General features: G+C 47.6%; 25 protein-coding genes. 20 read left to right on the plus strand and 5 right to left on the minus strand.

Annotated elements, in window-relative coordinates:
- Positions 1-106 precede the first annotated feature (106 nt).
- Positions 107-973, plus strand: coding sequence for a DL-endopeptidase inhibitor IseA family protein (locus ACIFO6_RS17525; RefSeq protein ID WP_430042493.1), 867 nt, complete (start codon positions 107-109; stop codon positions 971-973).
- Between the two features lie 92 nt (positions 974-1,065).
- Complete coding sequence (locus ACIFO6_RS17530) at positions 1,066-1,311, plus strand: HPr family phosphocarrier protein (protein WP_014279995.1); 246 nt, start codon at positions 1,066-1,068, stop codon at positions 1,309-1,311.
- A gap of 89 nt (positions 1,312-1,400) precedes the next feature.
- Here the strand turns inward: ACIFO6_RS17530 and ACIFO6_RS17535 are convergent, their stop codons facing one another.
- Both ACIFO6_RS17535 and ACIFO6_RS17540 read right to left on the minus strand, forming a co-directional pair.
- Positions 1,401-2,189 carry a formate/nitrite transporter family protein gene (locus tag ACIFO6_RS17535; protein ID WP_430042495.1) on the minus strand — a complete coding sequence of 263 codons (789 nt, stop codon included), beginning with the start codon at positions 2,187-2,189 and terminating at the stop codon, positions 1,401-1,403.
- A 94-nt stretch (positions 2,190-2,283) separates the two neighbouring features.
- Positions 2,284-3,063 carry a Cof-type HAD-IIB family hydrolase gene (locus ACIFO6_RS17540; RefSeq protein WP_430042373.1) on the minus strand — a complete coding sequence of 260 codons (780 nt, stop codon included), beginning with the start codon at positions 3,061-3,063 and terminating at the stop codon, positions 2,284-2,286.
- Positions 3,064-3,252: 189 nt separating this feature from the next.
- On the opposite strand from ACIFO6_RS17540, the gene ACIFO6_RS17545 reads away from it, so the two are divergent.
- Positions 3,253-4,290: a WXG100 family type VII secretion target gene (locus tag ACIFO6_RS17545; protein ID WP_430042375.1), complete on the plus strand. Its 1,038-nt coding sequence runs from the start codon at positions 3,253-3,255 to the stop codon at positions 4,288-4,290.
- Positions 4,291-4,502: 212 nt separating this feature from the next.
- Here ACIFO6_RS17545 and ACIFO6_RS17550 read toward each other — a convergent pair whose 3' ends face one another.
- The gene (locus ACIFO6_RS17550; protein WP_430042377.1) at positions 4,503-5,918 is read right to left on the minus strand and encodes a hypothetical protein; all 1,416 of its coding nucleotides are present in this window, start codon (positions 5,916-5,918) and stop codon (positions 4,503-4,505) included.
- A gap of 378 nt (positions 5,919-6,296) precedes the next feature.
- Between ACIFO6_RS17550 and ACIFO6_RS17555 the strand changes: the two genes are divergently transcribed.
- From ACIFO6_RS17555 to ACIFO6_RS17620, 14 genes are all read left to right on the plus strand, one after another.
- Positions 6,297-6,743: a tellurite resistance TerB family protein gene (locus ACIFO6_RS17555; protein ID WP_430042378.1), complete on the plus strand. Its 447-nt coding sequence runs from the start codon at positions 6,297-6,299 to the stop codon at positions 6,741-6,743.
- Positions 6,744-6,771: 28 nt separating this feature from the next.
- A complete protein-coding gene (locus ACIFO6_RS17560) occupies positions 6,772-7,365 on the plus strand; it encodes a TerD family protein (protein WP_430042380.1) in 594 nt (197 codons plus the stop codon).
- 48 nt (positions 7,366-7,413) lie between these two features.
- Positions 7,414-7,989: a TerD family protein gene (locus tag ACIFO6_RS17565; protein WP_430042381.1), complete on the plus strand. Its 576-nt coding sequence runs from the start codon at positions 7,414-7,416 to the stop codon at positions 7,987-7,989.
- 33 nt (positions 7,990-8,022) lie between these two features.
- Positions 8,023-8,604 (plus strand): TerD family protein, encoded by a 582-nt coding sequence (locus ACIFO6_RS17570; RefSeq protein ID WP_430042383.1) that lies wholly within the window; start codon positions 8,023-8,025, stop codon positions 8,602-8,604.
- A 100-nt stretch (positions 8,605-8,704) separates the two neighbouring features.
- Complete coding sequence (locus ACIFO6_RS17575) at positions 8,705-9,961, plus strand: TerD family protein (protein WP_430042385.1); 1,257 nt, start codon at positions 8,705-8,707, stop codon at positions 9,959-9,961.
- Positions 9,962-9,987: 26 nt separating this feature from the next.
- A complete protein-coding gene (locus tag ACIFO6_RS17580; protein WP_430042387.1) occupies positions 9,988-10,722 on the plus strand; it encodes a TerC family protein in 735 nt (244 codons plus the stop codon).
- 124 nt (positions 10,723-10,846) lie between these two features.
- Positions 10,847-12,061 carry an HpcH/HpaI aldolase/citrate lyase family protein gene (locus ACIFO6_RS17585; protein WP_430042497.1) on the plus strand — a complete coding sequence of 405 codons (1,215 nt, stop codon included), beginning with the start codon at positions 10,847-10,849 and terminating at the stop codon, positions 12,059-12,061.
- Between the two features lie 52 nt (positions 12,062-12,113).
- Positions 12,114-13,454, plus strand: a complete 1,341-nt coding sequence (locus ACIFO6_RS17590; RefSeq protein WP_430042499.1) for a phosphoribosyltransferase family protein — start codon at positions 12,114-12,116, stop codon at positions 13,452-13,454.
- A complete protein-coding gene (locus tag ACIFO6_RS17595) occupies positions 13,451-14,602 on the plus strand; it encodes a cysteine protease StiP family protein (RefSeq protein ID WP_430042389.1) in 1,152 nt (383 codons plus the stop codon). The genes ACIFO6_RS17590 and ACIFO6_RS17595 overlap by 4 nt, the downstream gene beginning before the upstream one ends.
- Positions 14,599-15,432: an HAD family hydrolase gene (locus ACIFO6_RS17600; protein WP_430042390.1), complete on the plus strand. Its 834-nt coding sequence runs from the start codon at positions 14,599-14,601 to the stop codon at positions 15,430-15,432. The genes ACIFO6_RS17595 and ACIFO6_RS17600 overlap by 4 nt, the downstream gene beginning before the upstream one ends.
- Positions 15,429-16,460 carry an ATP-grasp domain-containing protein gene (locus ACIFO6_RS17605; protein WP_430042391.1) on the plus strand — a complete coding sequence of 344 codons (1,032 nt, stop codon included), beginning with the start codon at positions 15,429-15,431 and terminating at the stop codon, positions 16,458-16,460. The genes ACIFO6_RS17600 and ACIFO6_RS17605 overlap by 4 nt, the downstream gene beginning before the upstream one ends.
- Before the next feature lie 58 nt (positions 16,461-16,518).
- The gene (locus tag ACIFO6_RS17610) at positions 16,519-17,199 is read left to right on the plus strand and encodes a hypothetical protein (protein WP_430042393.1); all 681 of its coding nucleotides are present in this window, start codon (positions 16,519-16,521) and stop codon (positions 17,197-17,199) included.
- Between the two features lie 94 nt (positions 17,200-17,293).
- On the plus strand, positions 17,294-18,394 hold the full coding sequence (locus ACIFO6_RS17615; protein ID WP_430042394.1) for a toxic anion resistance protein: 1,101 nt from the start codon (positions 17,294-17,296) through the stop codon (positions 18,392-18,394).
- A gap of 340 nt (positions 18,395-18,734) precedes the next feature.
- Positions 18,735-19,280: a hypothetical protein gene (locus ACIFO6_RS17620; RefSeq protein WP_430042397.1), complete on the plus strand. Its 546-nt coding sequence runs from the start codon at positions 18,735-18,737 to the stop codon at positions 19,278-19,280.
- Between the two features lie 158 nt (positions 19,281-19,438).
- On the opposite strand, the gene ACIFO6_RS17625 is transcribed toward ACIFO6_RS17620, so the two are convergent.
- Positions 19,439-19,768 carry a hypothetical protein gene (locus ACIFO6_RS17625; protein WP_430042400.1) on the minus strand — a complete coding sequence of 110 codons (330 nt, stop codon included), beginning with the start codon at positions 19,766-19,768 and terminating at the stop codon, positions 19,439-19,441.
- Positions 19,769-19,966: 198 nt separating this feature from the next.
- Between ACIFO6_RS17625 and ACIFO6_RS17630 the strand changes: the two genes are divergently transcribed.
- Genes ACIFO6_RS17630 through ACIFO6_RS17640 form a run of 3 tightly spaced genes read left to right on the plus strand, consistent with a single transcriptional unit; the run spans position 19,967 to position 22,199 of the window.
- Complete coding sequence (locus ACIFO6_RS17630) at positions 19,967-20,731, plus strand: amino acid ABC transporter substrate-binding protein (RefSeq protein WP_430042402.1); 765 nt, start codon at positions 19,967-19,969, stop codon at positions 20,729-20,731.
- Between the two features lie 40 nt (positions 20,732-20,771).
- A complete protein-coding gene (locus ACIFO6_RS17635) occupies positions 20,772-21,431 on the plus strand; it encodes an amino acid ABC transporter permease (RefSeq protein WP_430042404.1) in 660 nt (219 codons plus the stop codon).
- 15 nt (positions 21,432-21,446) lie between these two features.
- The gene (locus ACIFO6_RS17640; protein ID WP_430042405.1) at positions 21,447-22,199 is read left to right on the plus strand and encodes an amino acid ABC transporter ATP-binding protein; all 753 of its coding nucleotides are present in this window, start codon (positions 21,447-21,449) and stop codon (positions 22,197-22,199) included.
- Positions 22,200-22,353: 154 nt separating this feature from the next.
- On the opposite strand, the gene ACIFO6_RS17645 is transcribed toward ACIFO6_RS17640, so the two are convergent.
- A complete protein-coding gene (locus ACIFO6_RS17645) occupies positions 22,354-22,632 on the minus strand; it encodes a DUF6809 family protein (RefSeq protein WP_430042501.1) in 279 nt (92 codons plus the stop codon).
- Positions 22,633-22,899: the final 267 nt, after the last annotated feature.

The raw sequence follows: 22,899 nt of genomic DNA on the forward strand, positions 1-22,899 counted from the left end.
GAAACAATTTAGCAACCCAATTGTGGCAGGAGATTCTTATAATAGAAACGTGTGCAGTTTATGCAGGTATATGATTATGGAGGTGCATGTAATGATGAAAACAGGTATGAAAATAAATACGAAGCTATCCGCGCTGTGCATTGCAGCCGCACTTATGAGCGTGGCGCAGGCCGCCGCCGCCGCGCCTGTCGTGACCGCTCCAGCGGAAGCGACGCAGCCGGGCCTTGCCAGTCCGGCCGCAGCAGCCCCGGCCCAGGTGCCAGCAGCATCTGCGTCGGTTACGACGCCGGCCCCGGCACAAGCGCCGTCGGTTCCAGCTACATCAGCCCCGGCTCCAGCCGTCGATTCCGCCAAGGCCGCTACACCAGCAGCTCCGTCTGCGCCAGCACCGCGTCCATCCGCACCGGTAGCGCCAGCGGCTGCTCCGTCCGTGCCGTCGACTGCGAAGCCGTCTAAGCCGCAGCAGCCGTCCACCTCGGCGCCAGCAGCAGCCGCGGCTGCCAGCGTGAAGCCAACGCAGCTGGACAAGCTGAATCACGAGAGCGCCATTCCGCTCGTGCTGGAGGCGCAGTCACGTTATCTGTACGCGATCAGCGGTGGCAGCACGGTGGGCGAATCGTTCCAGTGGAACGGCAAAAGCTACCGCTATCTGTCCGAGGACATAGGCACCAAGACCAAGCTGATCAGCTATCTGTCGCAGGCCTACACCAAGCAGGCCAGTGAGCAATTTGTCAGCAAATTTTTCGTTGAAGCCAACGGAAAACTAGCTCAGCTGAACGCAGATGGTGGTAACCTGCTGGAGTTCAATCGGGCTACAGCGAAAATGGTGACGATGACTCCGGTTAAGCGCAGCTATCTGCTGACTGTGCCTTATCCGGCAGGAACCAAGCAGGCGAACGAGAAAATCACCGTGAATTTTGAAAAGGTCGGCAGCTACTGGAAAATCAGCTCCGCGCCGCATATCATTTTCTAAATTAAGATTTTGCTACGTTATTCACAAATGGAGTAAAGTGAGGTTGAGGCTTGTTTCGTAAGTCCCAATTCAAGGCAGGGGAGTGCTGTGCAATGATGACACCCATCAAGGTAAAAGACGTTAAGGATATTGAAAAAATCAATCAAATCGTTTCGAATTATACCTATGATATTTGGATTCATGGCAAAAGCGGCATGGCAGATGCCAAATCTATTTTGGGCATGTATGTGCTAAAGCTGGATGAACCGCTGACTCTGGTGGTACCCGACACCGTTAATCCCAAAAAACTGTTTAAGGAGCTGGAGGAATTTATTCATTTTCCTGCTCAAGAAGGATAACAGACACGTAAACACCTGTAGACGCTGCATGCTCTAACTAAAAATAATGCAAAGAAGCCGTGGAATGCTTAGATCCCACGGCTTCTTTTTTAATGCTCCTCCTCGTCCAAAAACGGGAGATTCACCGAATAGTACATCACACCCATCAGCAGCACACCGCCAACCAGATTTCCGAGCGTAACCGGAACGAGGTTATGGATCACACCAGCAACAGAGACCGTACCCGGATGGTCCAGCACGAGCGCAATGGCGAAAGTACACATATTAGCCACACTATGCTCATATCCCGAAATGAAAAAGCAAAATACGAACAGCATCATCGCAAACATCTTCGCGCCATTTTCCTTCATAAACATCGGAACAAAAAAGGCAAGGCAGACCAGCCAGTTACACAAAATAGCTCGGAAGAACAGCTGCATTGCGGGCGCTTCCATCTTGTGCTCCACCACGTTCAGCAAAAAACTGTTCACATTGGAGGACTCAAACAGCCCAGTTAAGAAAATAAGGAGTGCGAACACCCCGGCACCCAGCAAATTACCGCCATAGCTGGCAGCCCACAGCCGAAGCACCTGTCCCCAGCGCAGCTTTTTACGGAGCGCAGCATAGGTGTAATAAAAGGTGTTGCCTGTAAACAAATCCCCGCCGCCGTAAGCAATCAGAATGATGGCCGCCCCGAACGTGAGCGCTGCCATAGGATAAGTGAATGGAGATTGCTCCATGTAAAAAAAGTTGCCCGTCTTGAAGGCCACAATCACGCCGAACCCGATGAACATACTCGCCAGCATGGAACGAGCCACATAGCGGAGCAGGCTTTGCTTGTAAATTTTGTACTTCTTCATGGCTAGCTGTTCAACATTGCGTAAGCCTTCCGTCTCCATTTCCAACGACAACCCCCTATTTTCTCGATGTAAGTCTTTAAACAGACCTTATTTTTCCCTAAACATGGCCCAGTCAGTCAGCAACCCTGTTAGCTTATAACAAGCCAAGCTTTTGCAGCCCGTACAAAATGCCGTCTTCATCTGCGCGTTTTGTGACCATTTTAGCTGCGGCCTTGGCTTCATCACAGCCGTTACCCATTGCGACACTATGATGTACAGCCGTCAGCATTTCCACATCGTTCAAGCCGTCGCCAAAAGCGTATTGATTTTCATCGGCAATGCCCAGTCTGGACGTAATTTCGCGGATGCCTATTGCTTTGGAGCCGGCGTGAGGAACAACGTCCACAGAACTCGGATGCCAGCGTACAAAGTCAAAAGCTTTGAATACTGCTTCATAGAAGGGTTCTTCTTCTACCGTACACATCAACAGCGTCTGATAAATATCTCTTCCCTGAAAATAAAGCGGATCGTATCCAACCGACAGCTTGGCCTTGAACGTTTGAAGTGATTTTTGTACAAGCTCATCGTTAGGAATATTAGCCTTCATGTTGGCATGGTCCATATATACGATCGCATGGTTATGAGTGAGAGCCATATCAGTCATCACTTGCAAAGCTTCTCTGTTCAACGGATTGGTAGCAACCACTTCTCCCCGAAGCACGACATATTGACCATTAAAGCTGACGTAAGAATCAATTTCCAGCTGCTCACGGATTTCCTTGAACATAAACGGCGCGCGTCCTGTGGCAATGGCTACCTCATGACCTTGCTCTTTCAAAGCAAAGACAGCCTTTTCAGCCGTTAGTGGCATTTTTTTGTCATCGTCCAGTAATGTACCGTCGATATCGAAAAAGATAATTTTTTTGTCTGACATGTTCTTACACCTGACTTTCAATAATGTATTGTCGAAATGAACTCATATGGATTCATTATATCAAAGGAACTGCTTCTGAATATACAAATACGTATAAATCCTCATGAATGTCTGTCTTCTATAGCTTACAATATAAAATAAGGATTACTGTAAAATATAATGCCTATCTCCTATTTTCATAGACGGGATGTGATCATCATAACTAAAATTCAAGTCACACCGGAGCAACTGGATCACGTGGCCTCCCAATTTGCCAATGCTCACGGAACACTGAATAACCAGTTAAACGGCCTGGATAGCACAATGAACAGCCTTCACAGCCAGTGGGACGGTATGGAGAGAAATCGCTTTTATAACGACTATCGAACGGCTAAATATACGCTTTCTTCCGTGTTGAACAAGGTTCAATCCATTGAAATTGAGCTGAAAAGCATAGCTTCGAAGTTTAGAAACGCGGATGATAACCCGCGTGGCTTCTGGACCGCGCTGGCGGCGGCTATGAGCGCAAGTGCAGCGCTGGAGGGCGATGGAGAAGCTGGAAACCATGCTGGGGATGCCTCCAAGTCGCCCAAAAGCATAGATGGTTGGGATCAGGCTGACGCCGATAAATACCTGCAATATGACAAACTCCTGAAAGATGCCGAGGCGATTGGAGACAAGCAAGCTATGCAGAAAATCCACGACCAGATGAACGTCCTGCGGCTGCAATATGAGGATTCAGTTACCCGCACAGATTACAATACAGGAGAAACGTCCAAGATCACATCCGATTCTCTCGTTGCCGTCACCGAGCTGACGGGGAAGGATGGCACGAAAACGGATATTTATATAGATAAAAAAGGAAATATTGTCAGTTACGAGCAAAATACCGACAAATATGATTATTGGGTCCAAGAGCATACCCAATCCGCCGGAGAGCACGCTCTGGGTAAAACGGCCCAGACCGTCACCGGATATGGCATAGGTCTTATTTTGTCGCGTGGGACTGGCGTTAGTGACGCAGGCTCGAGCATTAGTTCCAGCGCAGCCTCCGGCTGGGAAGAGCATGTCGTCGGCATCGGTGGCGGTATGATCAGTGACCAGGTGCTATTCTCTGTATCGGATGAAGGCGAAACCCGCACCATGATCTACCGAACTGACAAGGAAACCGGACATATCGAAAACATGATCATCGTCACCAAAGGTGAGAATGAAATGGAATACAGCTATTGGGAGGACTATAAATAGAAGTGGTCCAGGGTATGAAACGACATTAGCAACTCGAATAGGAGTATCTATACAATCTACAGTCTTTTTTTCTGGAACGGTGAGTGGCAGTTGAAAACTGTAAAACTCGCTAGCTGGAGAAGTCTGTAGATTTTTTTGTTTCTTAATTGAAAAAAGACGCAGTGACTTCCACTGAATTGGAAGGCTGCGCCTTTTGTTTTTTAAATTAAATTTTACTGAGCTTCCCCGTTCAAATAACGATAAAAGGGAGCATCCACCCAGAAGTGGTAGCTTTCCACCTCTACACCTGGCTTGATCTTACGTAAGCCATCGGCAATGGAGGAAGCCTTGTCCGTCAGCGAAAAAGACTGGGCGTAATAGCGTCCCGCGCTGACCCGATTGTTCGCAATCTCCGTGTAGGCTGAGCCGGGGGAGGACAGGGAGGAATAGAGCGGCTGCCACCAGGACTGAGCGATCAGACCGGCTTGGTCTTTACTGTTCTTTTTGGCGTATTGGTTGATGATGGAGTCAAAACGATTCTTCTGCCCGATCGTCGCAAATTCGAGGGCAAGGTCATATTCCTTGGAGTAGGCGATATAGTTGCCGTTGTTGCTTTGTGCGACTTTATAGTCTTCGGTCTGGACAGGCTGTCCCCATTCTTTCAAGTATACAAAAGCCGAAGTTTTTGGCTCTAGCTGTACATTGGCTTGAATACCCTCGCTGCGAAGCAGCCCGATCAGTTGGATCGCGTGCTTGAGATCGCTGTGTCCATAGGTGAGGGACAGCTTCGGATCAAAATGGGCATCATAGCGGCTGTCCTTGATATTGTAGCCTGTGAACAGATTCTGCTGAAGTCCTGTGTCGAACAGGGCTTGCAGCTCCGGGGATTGGACGAGTATCTGTGTATTATAGGCCTGATGGATTTTAGCAAAAATATCGTCGTCCTGCACTTGGCCGATGGCATTTTTGTATTCGCCGTGGAATGCCAGCACACGGCTTAGCACCTCGGCGGTGAATGACGCATCGGCTTGCTCGCCCGGCTGGAAGGAGGACAGCGCGCTTTGCGGCAGCAGTCCTGTATCTACAGCGACTGCCAGATGGGTCTCAGCAGTTCGAGCCAATGTACGAATCCCCGATTTTGTTAGCACGGCCTGCGCCTTATCCGCAGGGTATGTAGCAGCCAACTCAGTCAATCCAGCGGCTTTTACAGCTATACGGATCGCGTCATTTTGTGTCAGGGGAACAGACGGTTTTATGTCAGTGTTATCCAGAATACCTTCTGCATACAGTGCTGCCGCTTGGGCATACAACGGATCATTTGACTTTAAGCCTGTAAAGGCGGTGTTTTTGTCCGCAGAAGCTGTACTTGAGCTGTTCAGGTTCAGCACAGTGGCAAGAGAAGCGATATATTCCCCTCTTGTCGGGGATGAGGATAATTGGATGTTAAAACGGTCCTTTAGATAGGTGAGCTGGTGGTCCGAATCAGTAACAGAGCCAGAAGCGGAGCTGGTTACTTGCTGGACGACCGGGGCTGCCGCGGGTGCGGCATAGGAATCAACAGGACTGGAAAAGGCAGCGATGAGTAGAGCGGCGGATAGAGGAATTATTTTCCAAGAGGACGATCTTAGGCTAGTCAAAGGTGCGGTCATGTGAAATTTCCTCCTAAATTAGCTGTACTATTTTATATTATTCCTAGCGAAATACTTGTGATTTGATAGAATGATATCTTGTTCCTCTCAAACTGTCAATCCATCTAGAAGAATAGGGCTGTATTTAGCTTCATAATCCATATGGTTATATCTGTGTGGTATCTATGGACTTGCAATTAGGGTACCAAATGATAGATGATGGAAGAGGGTCTTTTTTCAGAAAATAGGGCTAAAGATAGAGAGGATACCGACAAAAAATAGACCGGATTTACCGTATTTTTGTATATTATTGTAGAAAAAGATCGTAATTCAGGTTATAGTAAAGGAAGAAATTAACTAGTATGCGTTTCACCCAAATACGATTTTGTGGAGGGCAACATGAGTACATTTAAAAATTGGCTGAGCACGACTAAGAAGGGTCTTGGAGACCAGGTTAAGAAGTTTAAAAATAAAGATTTCATGGAAGCTGTTGTTGCGGGTTGTGCGCTGGTAGCCTTTGCTGACGGTACCATTAGTCCGGAAGAGAAATCAAAGATGGCCGGATACATAAATCTCAGTGAAGAATTGAAAGTGTTTGATATGGGCGAGGTCATTAGCCGTTTCAATCACTATGTAGCGAACTTTGAATTTTCGCCTGAAATCGGCAAACAGGAAGCACTCAAAGCGATTGGCAAATTGAAAGGCAAGCCTGAAGTGGGCCGACTCGTCGTTGGCGTATGTAGTGCCATTGGTGCTGCTGACGGTGACTTTGATGCAGATGAACAACGAATTGTCGCTGAAATTTGCGGTGCGCTGGGTTTGAATCCGTCTGAATTTAGTCTGTAAATTTTACGGAAGGGAGGTGTGTTAATCAGTGGCTGTAATTAATCTGGTTAAGGGCCAGAAAATTGATTTGACCAAAGGAAACGCAGGTCTAACCAAAGTTATTGCTGGATTGGGATGGGACCCTGTGCAGTCCAAAGGATTTTTTGGCTTCAAGAAGCAACCGAATATTGATTGTGACGCTTCTGCCATTATGTTGGACGCCAACGGAAAACTGACTCAGTCGGATAACGTAATATGCTTCCACAATAAAAAAAGCCCATGTGGCTCAATCGTACATTCCGGTGATAATTTGACTGGACAAGGTGACGGTGATGATGAACAAATTGTAATTGACTTGGCACGTATTCCTGCCAGTGTCCACAAAGTGCTTGTTGTTGTAAATATATATGATTGCGTAAACCGGAAACAGGATTTTGGCATGATCGAGAAAGCGTATATCCGCATTCTGGACGGTTCTAATTCCAAGGAACTGGTCACGTTTAATTTATCTGACAATTATGAAGGGCTGACTGCATTGGTTTGTGGAGAACTCTATCGTCATAACGACGAATGGAAGTTTGCTGCCATCGGTGAAGGCACGAATGCCGTACATATTGATGTGCTGGCTCAGCGCTACATGTAATTTTATTTTACGAATACCAAACTTAATTATGGAAAAGGGGTTCTTATCATGGCAATTAACTTATCCAAAGGTCAAAAGATTGATTTGACGAAAACAAATCCAGGCTTGTCCAAAATCACGGTTGGCTTGGGTTGGGACACGAATAAATACGATGGCGGTAAAGATTTTGACCTGGACGTATCTGTATTTTTGGCTAATGCAGAAGGTAAAGTAGAATCGGATAAGAACTTCGTCTTTTTCAATAACCCGCAAAATGAGAACGGCTCTGTCGTCCATACTGGGGATAACCGTACTGGCGAAGGCGACGGAGATGACGAGCAAATCAAAATTGATTTGGGCAGCGTGCCAGCTAACGTAGAAAAGATCGCTTTTACAATTACAATCTATGAAGCACAAGAACGCAGCCAAAACTTTGGACAAGTGTCCCGTGCTTATGCTCGTATCGTAAATGAAGCGAACAATGAAGAATTGATCCGCTTTGATTTGGGAGAAGATTTCTCGATCGAAACGGGCGTTGTTGTAGGCGAATTGTATCGTAACAGCGGTGAGTGGAAATTCAGTGCCATCGGTAGTGGTTATCAGGATGGTCTTGCAGGATTGACTCGCGATTACGGTTTGGCGTAACTAAAATCTGTACAAAGAAAGCAGGTATGCGGTATGACTATTAGTCTTTCCAAAGGACAACGCATTGATCTGACCAAAACCAATCCCGGCTTGACCCGTGTTGTCGTAGGTCTTGGATGGGATACGAATAAATACAGCGGTGGCGCGGATTTTGACCTGGATGCTTCGGCTTTCCTGCTGTATGAAGACGGCAAAGCAAAAGCTGCGGATGATTTTGTATTTTACAACAATCCAAACGGCGGAGCAGGATCTGTGACCCATACAGGCGATAACCGCACAGGTGAAGGGGATGGGGATGACGAGCAAATCATCGTTGATTTTGCGAAGATTCCTGCGAACATCCACCGTATCGGGATCACGGTTACCATTTATGATTACGAGGCGCGTGCGCAAAACTTTGGACAAGTGTCCAATGCTTTCGTACGTGTGGTAGATGCAGCGACGGATCGTGAAGTGCTGCGCTACGATTTGGGAGAGGATTTCTCCACTGAAACGGCCGTGGTATTCTGTGAATTTTACCGTCAAAATGCGGACTGGAAATTCCAGGCAATCGGTAGCGGCTTTGCTGGTGGATTGGGTGCGCTTGCTAAAAACTATGGCTTGGACGCTCAATAATATCCACTTGGGGTGGTGTCCATAGGGCGCTACCCTTTTTTTTAGGCCATTAAATTGCATGCGCTGACACATGACAAACGGACAGAAAGGTGACACAATCATGGCTGTTATCGTAGTAAAGGGACAGAAGGCAGATTTGACGAAAACGAATCCGGGTCTGACCCAGGTCAACGTAGGGATCGGCTGGGAGTCCCCAGCGACACTGGAACTGGATACTTCGGCATTTTTGTTAGGCTCTGGAGGAAAGGTGTCAGGCGATGAGGATTTGATCTTTTACAACAATCCGACCACGCCCTTCATCACGTATTCAGACGGACAACAGTCGGGTGACAAAAAGCAATTTGCACTTGATCTAACGCGGATTCCTGCCAACATTGAGAAGATTGCGTTCACGCTGACGATTTATGATGCGGATCAGAAACGGCAAAATTTTGGACAGGTTCAAGGCGGATTCATTCGTTTTTCTCATCCGGTTAGCGGAGAGGTTTTGCGGCTTAATTTGGACAGCGGATTTACAGTGGAAACGGCCATTGTCATTGGTGAGCTGTATCGCCATAACGGGGAATGGAAATTCAACGCGATTGGCGCGGGCTTTTCCGGTGGATTGGATGCGTTGTGCGTCAATTTTGGGATTGAAGTGGAAAATAATCCGGCTCCTCCGGCGCCAGTGCCTCCAGCGCCTCGACCAGCACCAACACCGCCGCCAGCGCCACCTGCTCCGAAGCCAGAGCCATCTGCAACACCAGTGAATCTGAACCTGCGCAAAATTGAGCTGAAGAAGAAGGGCGACACCATCAATCTGAAAAAAGGCTCAGGTGGATTAGGAGAGCTCCTGATCAATCTGAACTGGAATCAGGTACAGCAGAGCAAGGGCTTTTTCAGTCGTGGCTCCAAGGGTGTCGATCTGGATCTGGGCTGCTTGTATGAGATGAAGGACGGAGATAAAGGGGTGGTTCAGGCGCTGGGTGAAGCTTTCGGCTCGCTGAATCGCTTCCCATACATTGCTTTGGACGGCGACGACCGTACAGGGTCTGTGAAAACAGGGGAGAATCTCCGCATCAACGGCGCTAAAATTTCTGAAATCAAGCGAATTTTGGTGTTTACCTTTATCTATGAAGGGGTTACGAACTGGTCGCAGGCGGACGGAGTGGTCACGTTGCATCAGAAGGACGGACCGGACATTGTTGTTCACTTGAACGAACATGACAACCGCAAGGGGATGTGTGCGATTGCCATGCTCCAAAACGTGAACGATGAAACGTTCAGCATTGAAAGACTCGTGCAGTTCTATGGCGGCCATCGTGAGTTGGATCGTGCATATAACTGGGGCATGCGCTGGTCGCAGGGTAGCAAATAAACTGAATTATCGGAGGCACTCTTTTCATGTTGAATGATTTATTTAAAAATATCAGCGAGAACTACGGCCATTTTTTTTCATGGAGTGATGTTGTAGCTACACTTTCTGACCCGGTGAGTTGGGGGATTATTGGAACTCTCATTTTGCTGGAAGGTCTTTTGTCGGCGGATAACGCCTTGGTTCTCGCAGTTATGGTTAAGCATTTACCGAAGGAGCAACAAAAGAGAGCCTTGTTTTACGGAATTTTGGGAGCGTATATATTCAGGTTCCTCGCGATCGGCTTGGGTACATTCCTGATTAAGTTCACGCTGATTAAGGTACTGGGTGCGGCCTATCTTCTTTATATTGCATATAAGGGCTTATTCAAGTCCGAAGCGGATGGAGAAGTGGAGAACAAACCTATTTCTTTCTGGAAAACCGTATTAATGGTCGAACTGATGGATATTGCCTTCAGTGTTGACAGCGTCATTGCCGCTTTTGGTGTAAGCGAACAGGTATGGGTTCTGTTCCTGGGTGGTATTATCGGCGTTCTGATGATGCGTGGTGTTGCACAAGTGTTCCTCAAGCTCATTGATAAATTTCCGGAACTGGAACAGACAGCCTTTATTTTGATCGCCATTATCGGGGGTAAGATGCTGGCTGCTGCTTTTGGCTTTCATATGTCGCAGGTTTTATTCTTCGGCATTTTGATTGCCGTCTTTGTAGGCACCATGTTTATTAGCTCGACGAAAAGAAAGAAAAAGGCCGACGAAGAGGCTTAATGTACAAAGTATAGCGAAATCCCTCCTGAACCTAAGGGGGGATTTCTTGTATACCCGAGGCACAGGGCTTCAGTCAGGCAAGAAAGAGCAAGAGGAGGAGAAGGCCCTGAAATATTTTAATGATTTGACCTCTGAGGAAGTAGAAGCGATCTTTTGTACGCCGCCGTCAGAATTTAATAACCGATCCCCAAAAAGTGTATTGGCTTATGCGGTAGGAGCGGCTTTGTACATGCCTGCGACCCGTTCGGAAGTAGCGGAAGAGATCAAGAATGGAAAACATGAAGGATTGACGACGGTCATGCTGGATTTGGAGGATGCCATAGGGGATCAGCAGGTCGGGCAGGCAGAACAGTCGCTGACACAGCAGTTGCTTCAACTATTATCGTATGTACGGACAGGCGTGATGAGTGAACAGAGTTTACCGCTGCTGTTTGTACGTGTGCGATCTGTGGAACAGTTGGAACGGCTACTGAACGGGTTGGGAGAATCTCTGTCGCTGCTGACAGGCTTTGTTTTGCCCAAGTTTTCTTCTCACAATGGACGAGCATATTTTGAACTCATTGCCAGATATAACCGGGGTAAGGCTGAACGGAACATCCCTGTGCTGTACGGATTACCGATCCTCGAAAGCTCCAACATTATTTATCGGGAAACCCGCTGGAATGAGCTGCTGTCGATCAAAGAGATTTTGGATGAGTATGAGGAATATGTGCTGAATGTACGAATTGGGGCAACTGATTTTTCCAGCCTGTTCGGCTTGAGACGTAGCCCGGATATTACAATCTATGAAATTGCCGTCATTCGGGATTGCATCGCTGATATTATTAACTTGTTTGGACGGGTAGATTCGGATTATGTCATTTCCGGCCCAGTATGGGAATATTTCTCCCATCGGGAACGTGTATTTAAGCCTCAATTAAGAGTGTCGCCCTTTGAGGATGCATTTGGTAAGCAGGGACGCAATCTGCGAATGGACTTCATTTCAGATGCGGTGGACGGACTAATACGAGAGGTCATGATGGACAAGGAAAATGGCATCATCGGCAAAACAATCATCCATCCTTCCCATATTAAGCCGGTACAGGCCATGTACGCAGTGACACATGAAGAGTACATGGATGCCCTCGCGATTGTGGAGCGTAATGACGGTAGTCTGGGTGTATTCAAAAGCACCTATGCCAACAAAATGAATGAAATTAAGCCGCATTTAAATTGGGCTTATCGTATTATAAACAGATCAAAAGTATACGGGGTGTTACATGAACAACAACATTTTGTCAGTCTCTTACCCAACCACGAAAACACATCTGCTGCCGATCCTGGAGCAGTTCAGCGTTAAAATTACGGAAACACATAATCCATTCTGCCTTCCAGTAGACAAGCTGTTTGCGATGGCGGCGCGGGTGAACAAGAAGCGTTCGTTTTTGTTTGTCAGCAAGGTGCTGGGCAAGCATATTCCGGTGAACCCTTACACCTCTTTGTTGAGTGGTGCGGCGCTGGCTATACTGCTGTACAAGGAGCTTGTCCCACAGGCAGGACAACAGATGGATGAGCTGATTGGAGAGGCTGTGAAGGGACTTCTGGATTCGCACTATGCCCAAGAAGCTTATCGTAAGCTGATGGAAGAACGTTTGGCCTTTGCGGAGCCGATCAAGTTTGTTGGCTTTGCCGAGACGGCTACGGCGCTGGGACACGCCATGTATCAGGTGTTTGCGGACGGTGCCTCGTATATTCATACGACACGCGAGGATATTCCGGGTCTTCAGCCGATCATTCGGTTTGAAGAAGAGCATTCGCATGCTGTTGATCATCGCTGCTATGCGCTGAATGAGCAAGTATTTGAGGGAGATGGCCCCATTGTGCTGGTAGATGATGAAATCACGACGGGCAAAACGACCCTTAATATTATTCGGGATATTCAGGAACATTTTCCAAGAAAGCAATATGTGATTGCTTCGTTATTGGATTGGCGGACAGATAGCGATGAGCAGGCCTTCACCGATCTGGAGGCAGAGCTGGGCATTACGATTACGCCTTTAAGCTTGCTCAAAGGAAAGATTGAGGTACAGGGAGTGCCAATGCTGGATCACGCAGAATACGGTGGGCGAGCCAGGCACGCAGAACATGCTGCTACCAGCATAGCAGAGGATACGACAGATGCTTCTGGAATAATTGACCACTGTTTTGCAGAGGCTGCGTCTGGTTTTGAACGGGTAGTACACAGCTCGATTTCAACGGACGGATACGCCAATCAGGCTCCTTATTTGAAATATACAGGTCGTTTCGGCCTGCAATCGGCTGATAATACTGCGTTGGATGCGGAGATTACGCGTACTGCGGAACGATTGAAGAAGCTTCGTTCAGGGCAGCGCACGCTGGTGATGGGCACGGGGGAATTTATGTACATTCCAATGCGGATTGCAGCGGAGCTAGGCCCGAATGTGTATTATCAGTCGACGACGCGTAGCCCGGTTTACCCCCATCGTGAGGAAGGATATGGCGTAGCTTGTGGTGTGCCTTATCCCTCGCCTGAGGATGGGACGGTACGCAATTTTATTTATAATGTAGACCCTGGTCAGTATGACGAGATCTTTGTTTTGATCGAAAGGGAATCAGAAGCGCAGCGAATGCAGCCCATGCTGGATGCCTTGACCCATCTTGGCTGCGACCAAGTGCATGTTGTTTATTTTAATCGTTTAGCTGAGCAGGAGAGTAAAGGAGCGCGGATATGAAGCAGACACTCATGAAGCAAATACAGCAGAAGAACATTCATCCACCCGAGCCGTTGGGGAGCTATCCTGCATCGGATGTTACTTTTTTATTGAAGGATTTGAGCCGCGTTACGTTGGAAAAGGGGACCGAGGATCGTGAAGAGGCGATTCAGTCAGGCGTCCATTATTCAGAAATGCTTCCGGTGGAATATGAGCCTACAGCGGAGTATATTGCACTGTTTCACGAAACGCTTGCTCAATCGGCCGAAAAAGTCGCATTAGCCGCAGCTTCTGTGGCTGAAATGATTGTGAGAAAAAGGGGTCTGAACACGGCGATTGTGTCGCTTGCCAGAGCAGGAACGCCCATCGGTATCTTGATCAAGCGGTACATTGACTGGAAGTACAGTGTTTCCCTGCCGCATTACAGCATTTCCATTATTCGCGGCAAAGGCATTGACCGGAATGCTATTTTGTATATTTTACAGCAGCACGGGCTGGATATGGAGCTCCAATTTGTCGATGGCTGGACGGGAAAAGGGGCAATTCGGCAGGTGCTGATTGAGGCTTGCCGTGAGATGAACGCAGATTACGGGCTGCACCTGAATGATGATCTGGCGGTGCTAGCCGATCCGGGGAGCTGCTCGGATACCTTTGGTACGCGGGAAGATTATTTGATCCCGAGCGCATGTCTGAATTCGACCGTTTCGGGTCTGATGAGCCGGACGGTATTGCGCGACGATCTGATAGGCCCAGACGATTTTCATGGGGCCAAATTTTATGAATCCTGGCGGTCGGTCGACCAGTCCAATACGTTTGTGGATACGGTTTGCGGTTACTTTCAACATGTGGCTGAAACCGCCGCTACGTATGCTGAACAGATGACAACGAATCCACCTGTGGTGACGTGGCAGGGCTTACGGGATATCGAGGCGATACAAAAGGCTTTTGGTATTCAGGATATCAATTTGGTCAAGCCCGGTGTGGGGGAGACGACCCGTGTACTGCTGCGCAGGGTGCCATGGAAAATCCTGATTGACCGTGAGGATAATCCGAATCTTCGGCATATTATACTGCTGGCAAAGGACCGGGGAGTGCCTGTCGAGGTGTTTGAAGGTCTGACCTATTCCTGCTGTGGGATCATCAAGCCGCTTAAGGGAGGACAAGAATGATCTACGCAAGCGATCTGGATCAGACGCTAATTTACTCCAAACGCTCGCTTGGCGTGCCGTTGGAGTCGCCTGGGCTGCTGCCTGCGGAGCACATTGAAGGGGAAACAGCGGCGTTTATTTCAGCACAGGCCCTCCAACTGCTGAAGGCGCTGCCGCCAGACGTGATATTTATGCCTGTGACGACTCGCACAATGGCACAGTATGGACGGATCACGGTGTTTCAAACGGAGCTGGTTCCGGCGTATGCCGTGACCAGTAATGGCGGTAACATCATCGTTGGAGGCGAGGTGGATCGGGAGTGGAATCGCCGCATTCACGAGCAGGTACGTCGAGATGGTGCTAATGCGGAAGAAGCACGTCGTGTATTCGGACAGGTGCTGCATGAGGATTGGGTTAGAAGTGAGCGTTTCTGCGACGAGTTATTTTACGCATTCGTTATTGAACGGGAGCGGATGCCACTGGAGCAGGTGCTGGAGCAGGCGCGAATCATGCGTGAAATGGGCTGGGAGGTATCCATTCAAGGGCGCAAGGTGTATCTGGTGCCTGCGGCCGTGAATAAACAGGCAGCCGTGGAGCATATCCGTAACCTCACGGATGGAGGGCCTGTTGTAGCGTCCGGGGATTCTTTGCTGGACCGTTGTCTGCTGGACTATGCCGACTATGCGATTGCTCCACGTCATGGCGAGCTGTACCGGGAACAGCTGCGGGATGAGCTGGAGGTCAATTACCGTTTTACGGATGTGTCGGGGGTATATGCTGCGGACGAGATTATGGCCTATGTCCATGAAATACAGTTCATTTCAAGACAGGAAGGGGGCAAGGCTCTGTGAAGAAGCTCAAGGTGTATTTTAACCGCTGGTTTTCGGTGGCGTATCATTATATGAATGCGATTCGTAACAATGAGGACGGTATTCCGTTCGAAATCTATGCGACGCACTCGGACCCGCAGCATATGGCATTACAGGCCAGTGATGTGGCTGAGGTGGAGCCGCGCATAAGTGGCGTGGAGTATGCACGTTATTGTGCGGATTTTTGTCAGCGTCACGGAATTGATGTATTTATTCCACGGTGGAATATGCTTGATATTAGCAAAAATCTTCATCTGTTCGACGAAATCGGAACGAAGGTCATCGTATGCCGGGATACCGAGCTGCTGAGGCAGTTAATGGAAAAGGATCTGTTTTACGAATCCATTCGCCAAAAGGATATTGTCGCGATTCCCGATTATGCCATTGCCAGCAATGCGGAGCAGTTTAAACACGCTTATGAAACGTTAACGGCACGCGGGCATAAGGTATGCTTCAAGCCATGTAATGCAGAGGGCGGAATGGGCTTTCGCATCATCGACAACGAACGTAACCCACTGGAGGAACTGTTCGGTCATGCGCTGAATCATATCTCGTTCGAGGAGGCACATCGCGTATTGTCATCCACAGAGTCGTTCCCCAACCTGATGGTGATGGAGCTGCTGGAGGGCTATGAATACAGTATTGATTGTCTGGCTGATCGAAACGGAAAGCTGTTGGCAGCAGTTCCACGCAGGAAGGCGGGAGGGCGATTACGGTTGTTGGAGCAGCATACCGAGCTGCTGGATGTGGCGCATAAGGTGGCTGAGGCGTATCACATTCCGTACAATTATAACATTCAGGTAAAATATAACGACGAGCGTCCCAAGCTGCTGGAGATCAATCCGCGGATGTCTGGCGGGCTGCATGTATCCTGCTTGTCCGGCATCAATTTTCCTTATCTGGCGGTGAAATCGGCTTTGGGCCACGAGGTCGGCTCGCTTCATCCGCAATACGACATTCTAGCCAGTCATATCGAACAGCCGATCACCATACGTAAATCCTTACATTGACACAGGTAGAGTGTGTTTTCTACAATATGAAAAGGGTTTACGTCAGGAGGTACAAGCTATGACGTCAAAAATGTGGGGAACCACGATTGCCGTGGGCAGCTATCTGATTGCGCTTTTGCTGAGCTTGTGGCTGCCGTTGTTTGTGTGTTTGGCGATTCCGGTCATTTGTTTAGGGGGATACAATGTTGTTATGGCTATCCGCCATCCCCGACCCAATCTCACGGGTTCCGTTATTCCGGTAGAGCAGGTACAAGCTGTTGAGACACAGAAGATTGAAAAGGAAGCCTCGGCACCAACGGAGCCTGTAACTGGAAAACCACGCTTATCTGAACAGGTGAGCAGCGAATTTGCTCAGGTCATGGAGTATCTAGAGGTCTTGGAGGATATGGTGATCTCCGAGGGGCAAAAGGATTCGCTCGATAACGAGATCGTCGAGAAGGCATTGGCTCTGTTCGCACGTTTGCAGCGGGTGATTCCGCTTTTGCATGAATTAAATAACAGCGAAGTGAACCACACAGTTCGGAGATTGATTTTGAAGGACCTGAACGGACTGATTAATCCGTTTCTCCGGCTCAGCGGTGATGCCAAGCGAACCAACCGGAGAACGTTATTAAACGGCCTGCGGGATGTGGATAGCAAGATATCGGTGATTGTATCCACGGTGGAGCACAAGGATCTGCTTGAATTACAAACCAAAGCCGAGCTGATTCACCAGCGGTATAGCAGTTCCGAATTGTAGGGTGTTTTTTAAAAAAATCAGCAGCATAGCTGCTCTGAACCATAACTATTAGCCGTTGGTTAACGGTTATTGTGTAGAATAGGAGGTTAGCGTTATGGCGACCCCATGGGCTGAATTGAAAAAAGAAGACGAACAAAAGGTGACCGAGGAGGCTTCTCAGCTCATTCAGAAGGTGTCACAGAGCGATGTCATGAGCCTGGATACCTTAATGGACGACATCGGGAAGCTAGGGGTCAAAACGCAGGAGCGTGCGGGACAGACTCTTAAAATGCTGGATCGTCCAGTGAACGATCTCATGTCCAGCGACCGGGCTGAGGTATCGAACATGATCTTAAAGCTGCGGGATGAATGTGAAACGCTCCAGCAGAGCAAAAATGTGAGCTTTTTCGGCAAGCTGCTACGGAAAAGCCCGCTGAAGAACTACATTTACAAGTATCAGTCGGTCAAAACAAACATCGAGCAAATCATTACAGCCTTGAGAGACGGTAAGGACAATCTGGAAGAAAATATTGTCAGCATGAGGCAGTTGAAAAAGGCTTCCATTGAGGAAATCTACAATTTGCAGACGAAGATCGCCTTTGGTAATCGGTTGAAGGAGCTGTTCGAGACTGAGATTGCCAAGCCGGAGAATGAATTGAGGAAGTCTCATCTGGAACGGGGACTGCGCAAGGTGGTTACTCGCACGCAGTCGATGACCGAAATGATTTTGCTCTACAATCAGGCGATTGCGGCCACGGATATTATTAATGATAATAATGATAAACTGATTGATTCCGTGAATAATGCCATTGATAAAACGTCGAATTTGATCACTGTATCGGCTATGATTGCGATGGCACTGGCCGACCAGGACAAAATCATTTCAGCCGTGGATGCCACGAATCGTACGATTGAGAATCAATTCAAGGAAAATGCCAAGCTTCTCAAAACGACGACCGAGAGAACGACAGATTTACTTAGCAAGCCTTCGATGTCACTGGAGGCTGTAAATCAGGCGATTGGGGATTTGGTATCTGCTTTGGATCTGTCCGAAAAATCCAACCGTCAAATTATTGAAAGCTGCCATGATTATACAAGCAAAATGACGGCAATCAATGCCAACTTCAGCCAACGTCTGGGTATAGAGGGGAAGGAACAGCCCCAGAGTTTGAAGGATAAAGATTCTTCCGAAGGACTAAGCTCGTTTCTGAACTGATTTTACAAATGTAAAATAATAGACCTAACCTATTGAAAAGACGCCAGAGTGATCCTGAAAGGCGTCTTTTTTGGTTTGGGGGCAACTAATAACGGACATGATAATCATACATAGCCATCTCGTGCATAAACTCTTAAAAAGTGAAATGACAAAGGAGAGAACGAGCGTATGATGTCCTTTATTTTGGGGTGTGTGATTGTCTATCTGCTTGTAGCTGCCAGTAGTGAACAAGCTGATTCTATCGTGGAATTCAATGATGCTGTGAAATAAATTTTTTTATTGAAAATCATGCATTTTCTGATAGGATAGAGTTAAATATTGGAATCCTAAAGGAGAATGCATGCTGGAATTTTCATTTGAAATCATCGACGAATCGAAAATCAACATTGTGTATCAGTATGGGAGCAGCAGCTTTAATTTTAATTTGTTTTTTAATTACGGTGTGTGGACGCTGCATCCTTTTGACGGAATTCTGTTGCAAAATAAGGAAATGTGCCGTCTGATCGTGGCAGACCTGTTTAAGAACAAGGATTTTCATGTCATGCTGGTACGGGAAAATATTTTGTTGTCAGCCTTGCGTACCTCTATTGATCTCAATCCCGAAACCCGGGGAGAGCGATATCAAGAGCAGGAGCCAGATGAGCTGTCTGAATTTGCTGGGGCACACAGCTTTGAAGATGTGCTGCATATGGAGCAGGAATCCATCCGCCAGCGTATCGAATTTTTCCAGAATATCATTCAAAAAATGTATATGGAAGGATTCGGCCCGGAAGACAGCGATTTTAACAAGGTACAAGCTATGATCCGAATTTACAAAGATGCGCATGACCAACTCGGAGATCTAAGCGACTTTCCCCTGAGAGGCGACGAACGCCGCAGATGGTAAATTAGACGGACTAAGCCTTCGTAATGTGAGAATGCTACAAAGTTTTTTTTAAAAAGAATAGATATCAAAAAAAGAGAGTCCCACGATTAAACTTCGCGGAACTCTCTTTTTTGTGTTATCCATATTGAAACAAATGAAACATGGTGGATACTGTCCATTTAGTCATTACTACCCAAAAGATACTGATATTTTTCGGATTCATTGCGAATATCGACGGCAAGCTCTTCATATTGGACTGAAAGAACGATGGTACGGATACGTTGCGCTTCCGGATCTTTTGGTTCCAGGAACCCTTCTTCAATCCATTTTTTAATCTTTTCTCTTACCGTCCGTTCACCAGCGTTCAATAGCCTACAAATCTCAGTTATTGAGGAGGCATTTTGCTTGAATACCAATTGACGGAATAGCGTACGTTGCTGTATGTCCAGTTTACGGATCAGTTCAGGTTCTACCCTGGGAATGATAAAACGGTTTAGGTGACATGTCAAGGTAAGGTTTTACATTATAGAACATTGGTCAAATTTTCGTCACAGGTTTTCCATTTTTATAAGGCTAAGATTCCGCTCCATCCTCTCGACGAGTATCTTGCGGTATGTTATGATGATACTCTGATAACGTGTTAACGAACTAAAGTGTTTGCCGCCTGTCCTTTGGATAGGGAGGTTACCATTGCTGGAGGGAATAAGATGAGAAAAACAGCCATGTTTACAATGATGATTGGATTGATTATGATCGTTTTGGCCGGATGTTCCGGTGGTAAGGATAACAGCAAGCTGATTATCGGAATTGATGATAAATTTGCACCGATGGGTTTTAGAGATGAAAATAACGAGCTAACCGGCTTTGATATTGATTATGCCAAAGCGGCTGCGGAGCAAATGGGCAAGCAAGTGGAATTTCAGCCCATTGATTGGTCTTCCAAAGAATCCGAGCTGAACAGCGGCCGTATTGATCTGATTTGGAACGGCTACACGATTACGGATGAGCGCAAGGAAAAGGTGCTGTTTACGAAGCCATATCTGAAAAATAGTCAGGTGATCGCGCTCCCGGCCAAATCCAACCTCTCGAAGCTGGATGATCTGGCGGGCAAAAACGTAGGTCTTCAAACATTATCCTCAGCTGCCGATGCACTGGATGCGAACCCGATCAAGAGCAAGGTGAAGGTATCTGAGTATCCCGATAATGTGCTCGCTTTGACCGATCTGAAAACCGGACGTCTGGATGCGGTTGTCATTGACGAAGTGGTAGCCAAATACTACATGTCCAAAGAGCCAGGAACGTATAAGCTGCTTGGTGAATCGCTGGCCCCTGAGGAGTACGGCATCGGCGTGAAAAAAGGGAACGACGAGTTGCTGACGCAGCTACAATCCGCTTTGGATGAGCTGCACAAGAACGGCAAAGCTGCTGAAATTTCGAAAAAGTGGTTTGGTGAAGATAAGGTATTGAACTAATACGTAGTGTATTGAACTAAGGGTTTAGGAGTCGAAGGTTATGAGTATGGATTATATTTTACGAATTATGAAGCCTATGCTCGAAGGGGCGCAGATGACCGTTATTTTATTTTTCATCACGCTCATCTTGTCCATTCCACTGGGTTTTATCGTTACGTTGCTGGCGAAAAGCCAGATTAAGCCGATTGCCTGGCTGATGCATACGTACATTTATGTCATACGGGGCACACCGCTTTTGCTGCAATTGCTGTTCTTTTGCTTTGGTCTGCCGATGCTGCCTGTGATCGGGGAATATCTGGTGCTGGATCGGACAACGGCTGCGTTGCTGGCGTTTGTGCTGAATTATGCGGCTTATTTTGCTGAAATTTTCAGAGGCGGGATGTTGTCGATTGATAAGGGGCAATACGAAGCTTCTCAAGTGCTGGGCCTGAGCAAGTCGCAGACGCTGATTCGAGTTATTGTGCCGCAAATGGTACGGATTGCTTTGCCAGCGGTCACGAATGAGGCGACAACACTGGTGAAAGATACGGCGCTGCTATATGCGGTAGCTGTACCGGAGCTGCTGCATTTTGCCAATACGGCTGTGAACCGTGATTTTACGATTGTGCCTTATTTTGTAGCGGCTATGATCTATTTGTTGTTGGCCTTGGTGCTGACGCTATTCTTTAGAGCGCTGGAAAAACGTTTTAAATTCGAGTAAAAGGAATGTCGGGATATGAACACTAACGCAATAGAAGTAATCGATTTGAAAAAATCGTTCGGTAAGCTCGACGTTCTGAAAAGAGTGAGCTTTAACGTCAAGGCAGGTGAGGTCGTTGCGGTCATCGGTCCTTCTGGCTCGGGGAAAAGCACGATGCTTCGCAGTCTGGTTCATCTGGAGGATGTGACGGGCGGGACGATCCGCATTCATGATAAAGCTTTGGTGGAAAATGGTCAGTATGCCCCGGCAGGCGAGATTAAGGGCATTACTACCGGGATGGGCATGGTATTCCAGCATTTTAATCTGTTCCCTCACTTGACGGTGCAGGATAATCTGGAGCTGGCTCCAAAGCTGGTGAAAAAAACGAGCAAGGCCGAGCTACGCCGTCAAAGCGCTGAGCTACTGGCTAAAGTCGGCTTGGCGGATAAAGCAGATGCGTATCCATCCCGATTGTCGGGGGGGCAGAAGCAGCGTGTGGCGATTGCACGGGCAATGATGATGAACCCTGATATTTTGCTGTTCGACGAGCCGACCTCTGCCCTTGATCCCGAGCTGACGGGCGAGGTGCTGCGAGTCATTAAAAAGCTGGCTGAGGAGCATATGACGATGGTCATCGTGACCCACGAGATGAGCTTTGCGAGAGATGTGGCGGATCGTGTGATTTTTATGGACAACGGAGAGATTGCCGAGTCTGGCACGCCTGAGCAGATTTTCGGTAATCCGCAGCTGGAGCGGACGAAGGTGTTTTTGAATCGGGTGGAGGCTTAAAAATAGTTACTGGTGGGGGTGTGTCAGGGAGGCTCTGCGCGTGCAGATTGTGCTTCCCATCGCTGTTACCCCCGCCGGACCTATGCATGAACCTATTTTTAGGCAGGAAGTATGGAGCAGGTTTCAGGGCGTGGTGCAAACTGGCTTTAGGCTCCTATTCTTTAGCTGACCACGCCCCCTTTTCTCCGCTAAATACCTCAATCATCGTCATTGCTCCCGTTCGATACCCGTGGATGAATGCTGCTGCGGAGTGCAGGGAGGTGGACTCGTTCAATAAATCAAATATGATTTCCATTTGCTCAAAATCGACTTCTGATAATTTATTTTTCAGCATCTCCATATGTTCACTAATTTTTTGATTCACTTTTTGAGATTCAGGATCGGTAGGTTCACTGGGATGCCAATTCCCATAATACATATCCTCCAAAATCATTTTCATTATGCCTCCTATGAATACTATTTTGTTAAGTCTTTGTTCTCACGTAAATCCATCACCCAAGGCAAGTATACGTCAAGCGGAAGCTACATATTGATATTTATGCGTTATTTGCATAAAGTTTTTTTTATAAGCTGAGTTAAAAATGTACATGAGGCGCCACTACGTGGTCGGATGGTGCTTCTCATCGCTGTTGCGCCCGGATTTCTTAATCAAGCCAAGAAGGTTGAAATCCGGGCACAAAGGCGAACGCTATCGCTTGTA

This window comes from Paenibacillus sp. NRS-1781, from assembly GCF_050467745.1.
Lineage (GTDB): Bacteria > Bacillota > Bacilli > Paenibacillales > Paenibacillaceae > Paenibacillus > Paenibacillus terrae_A.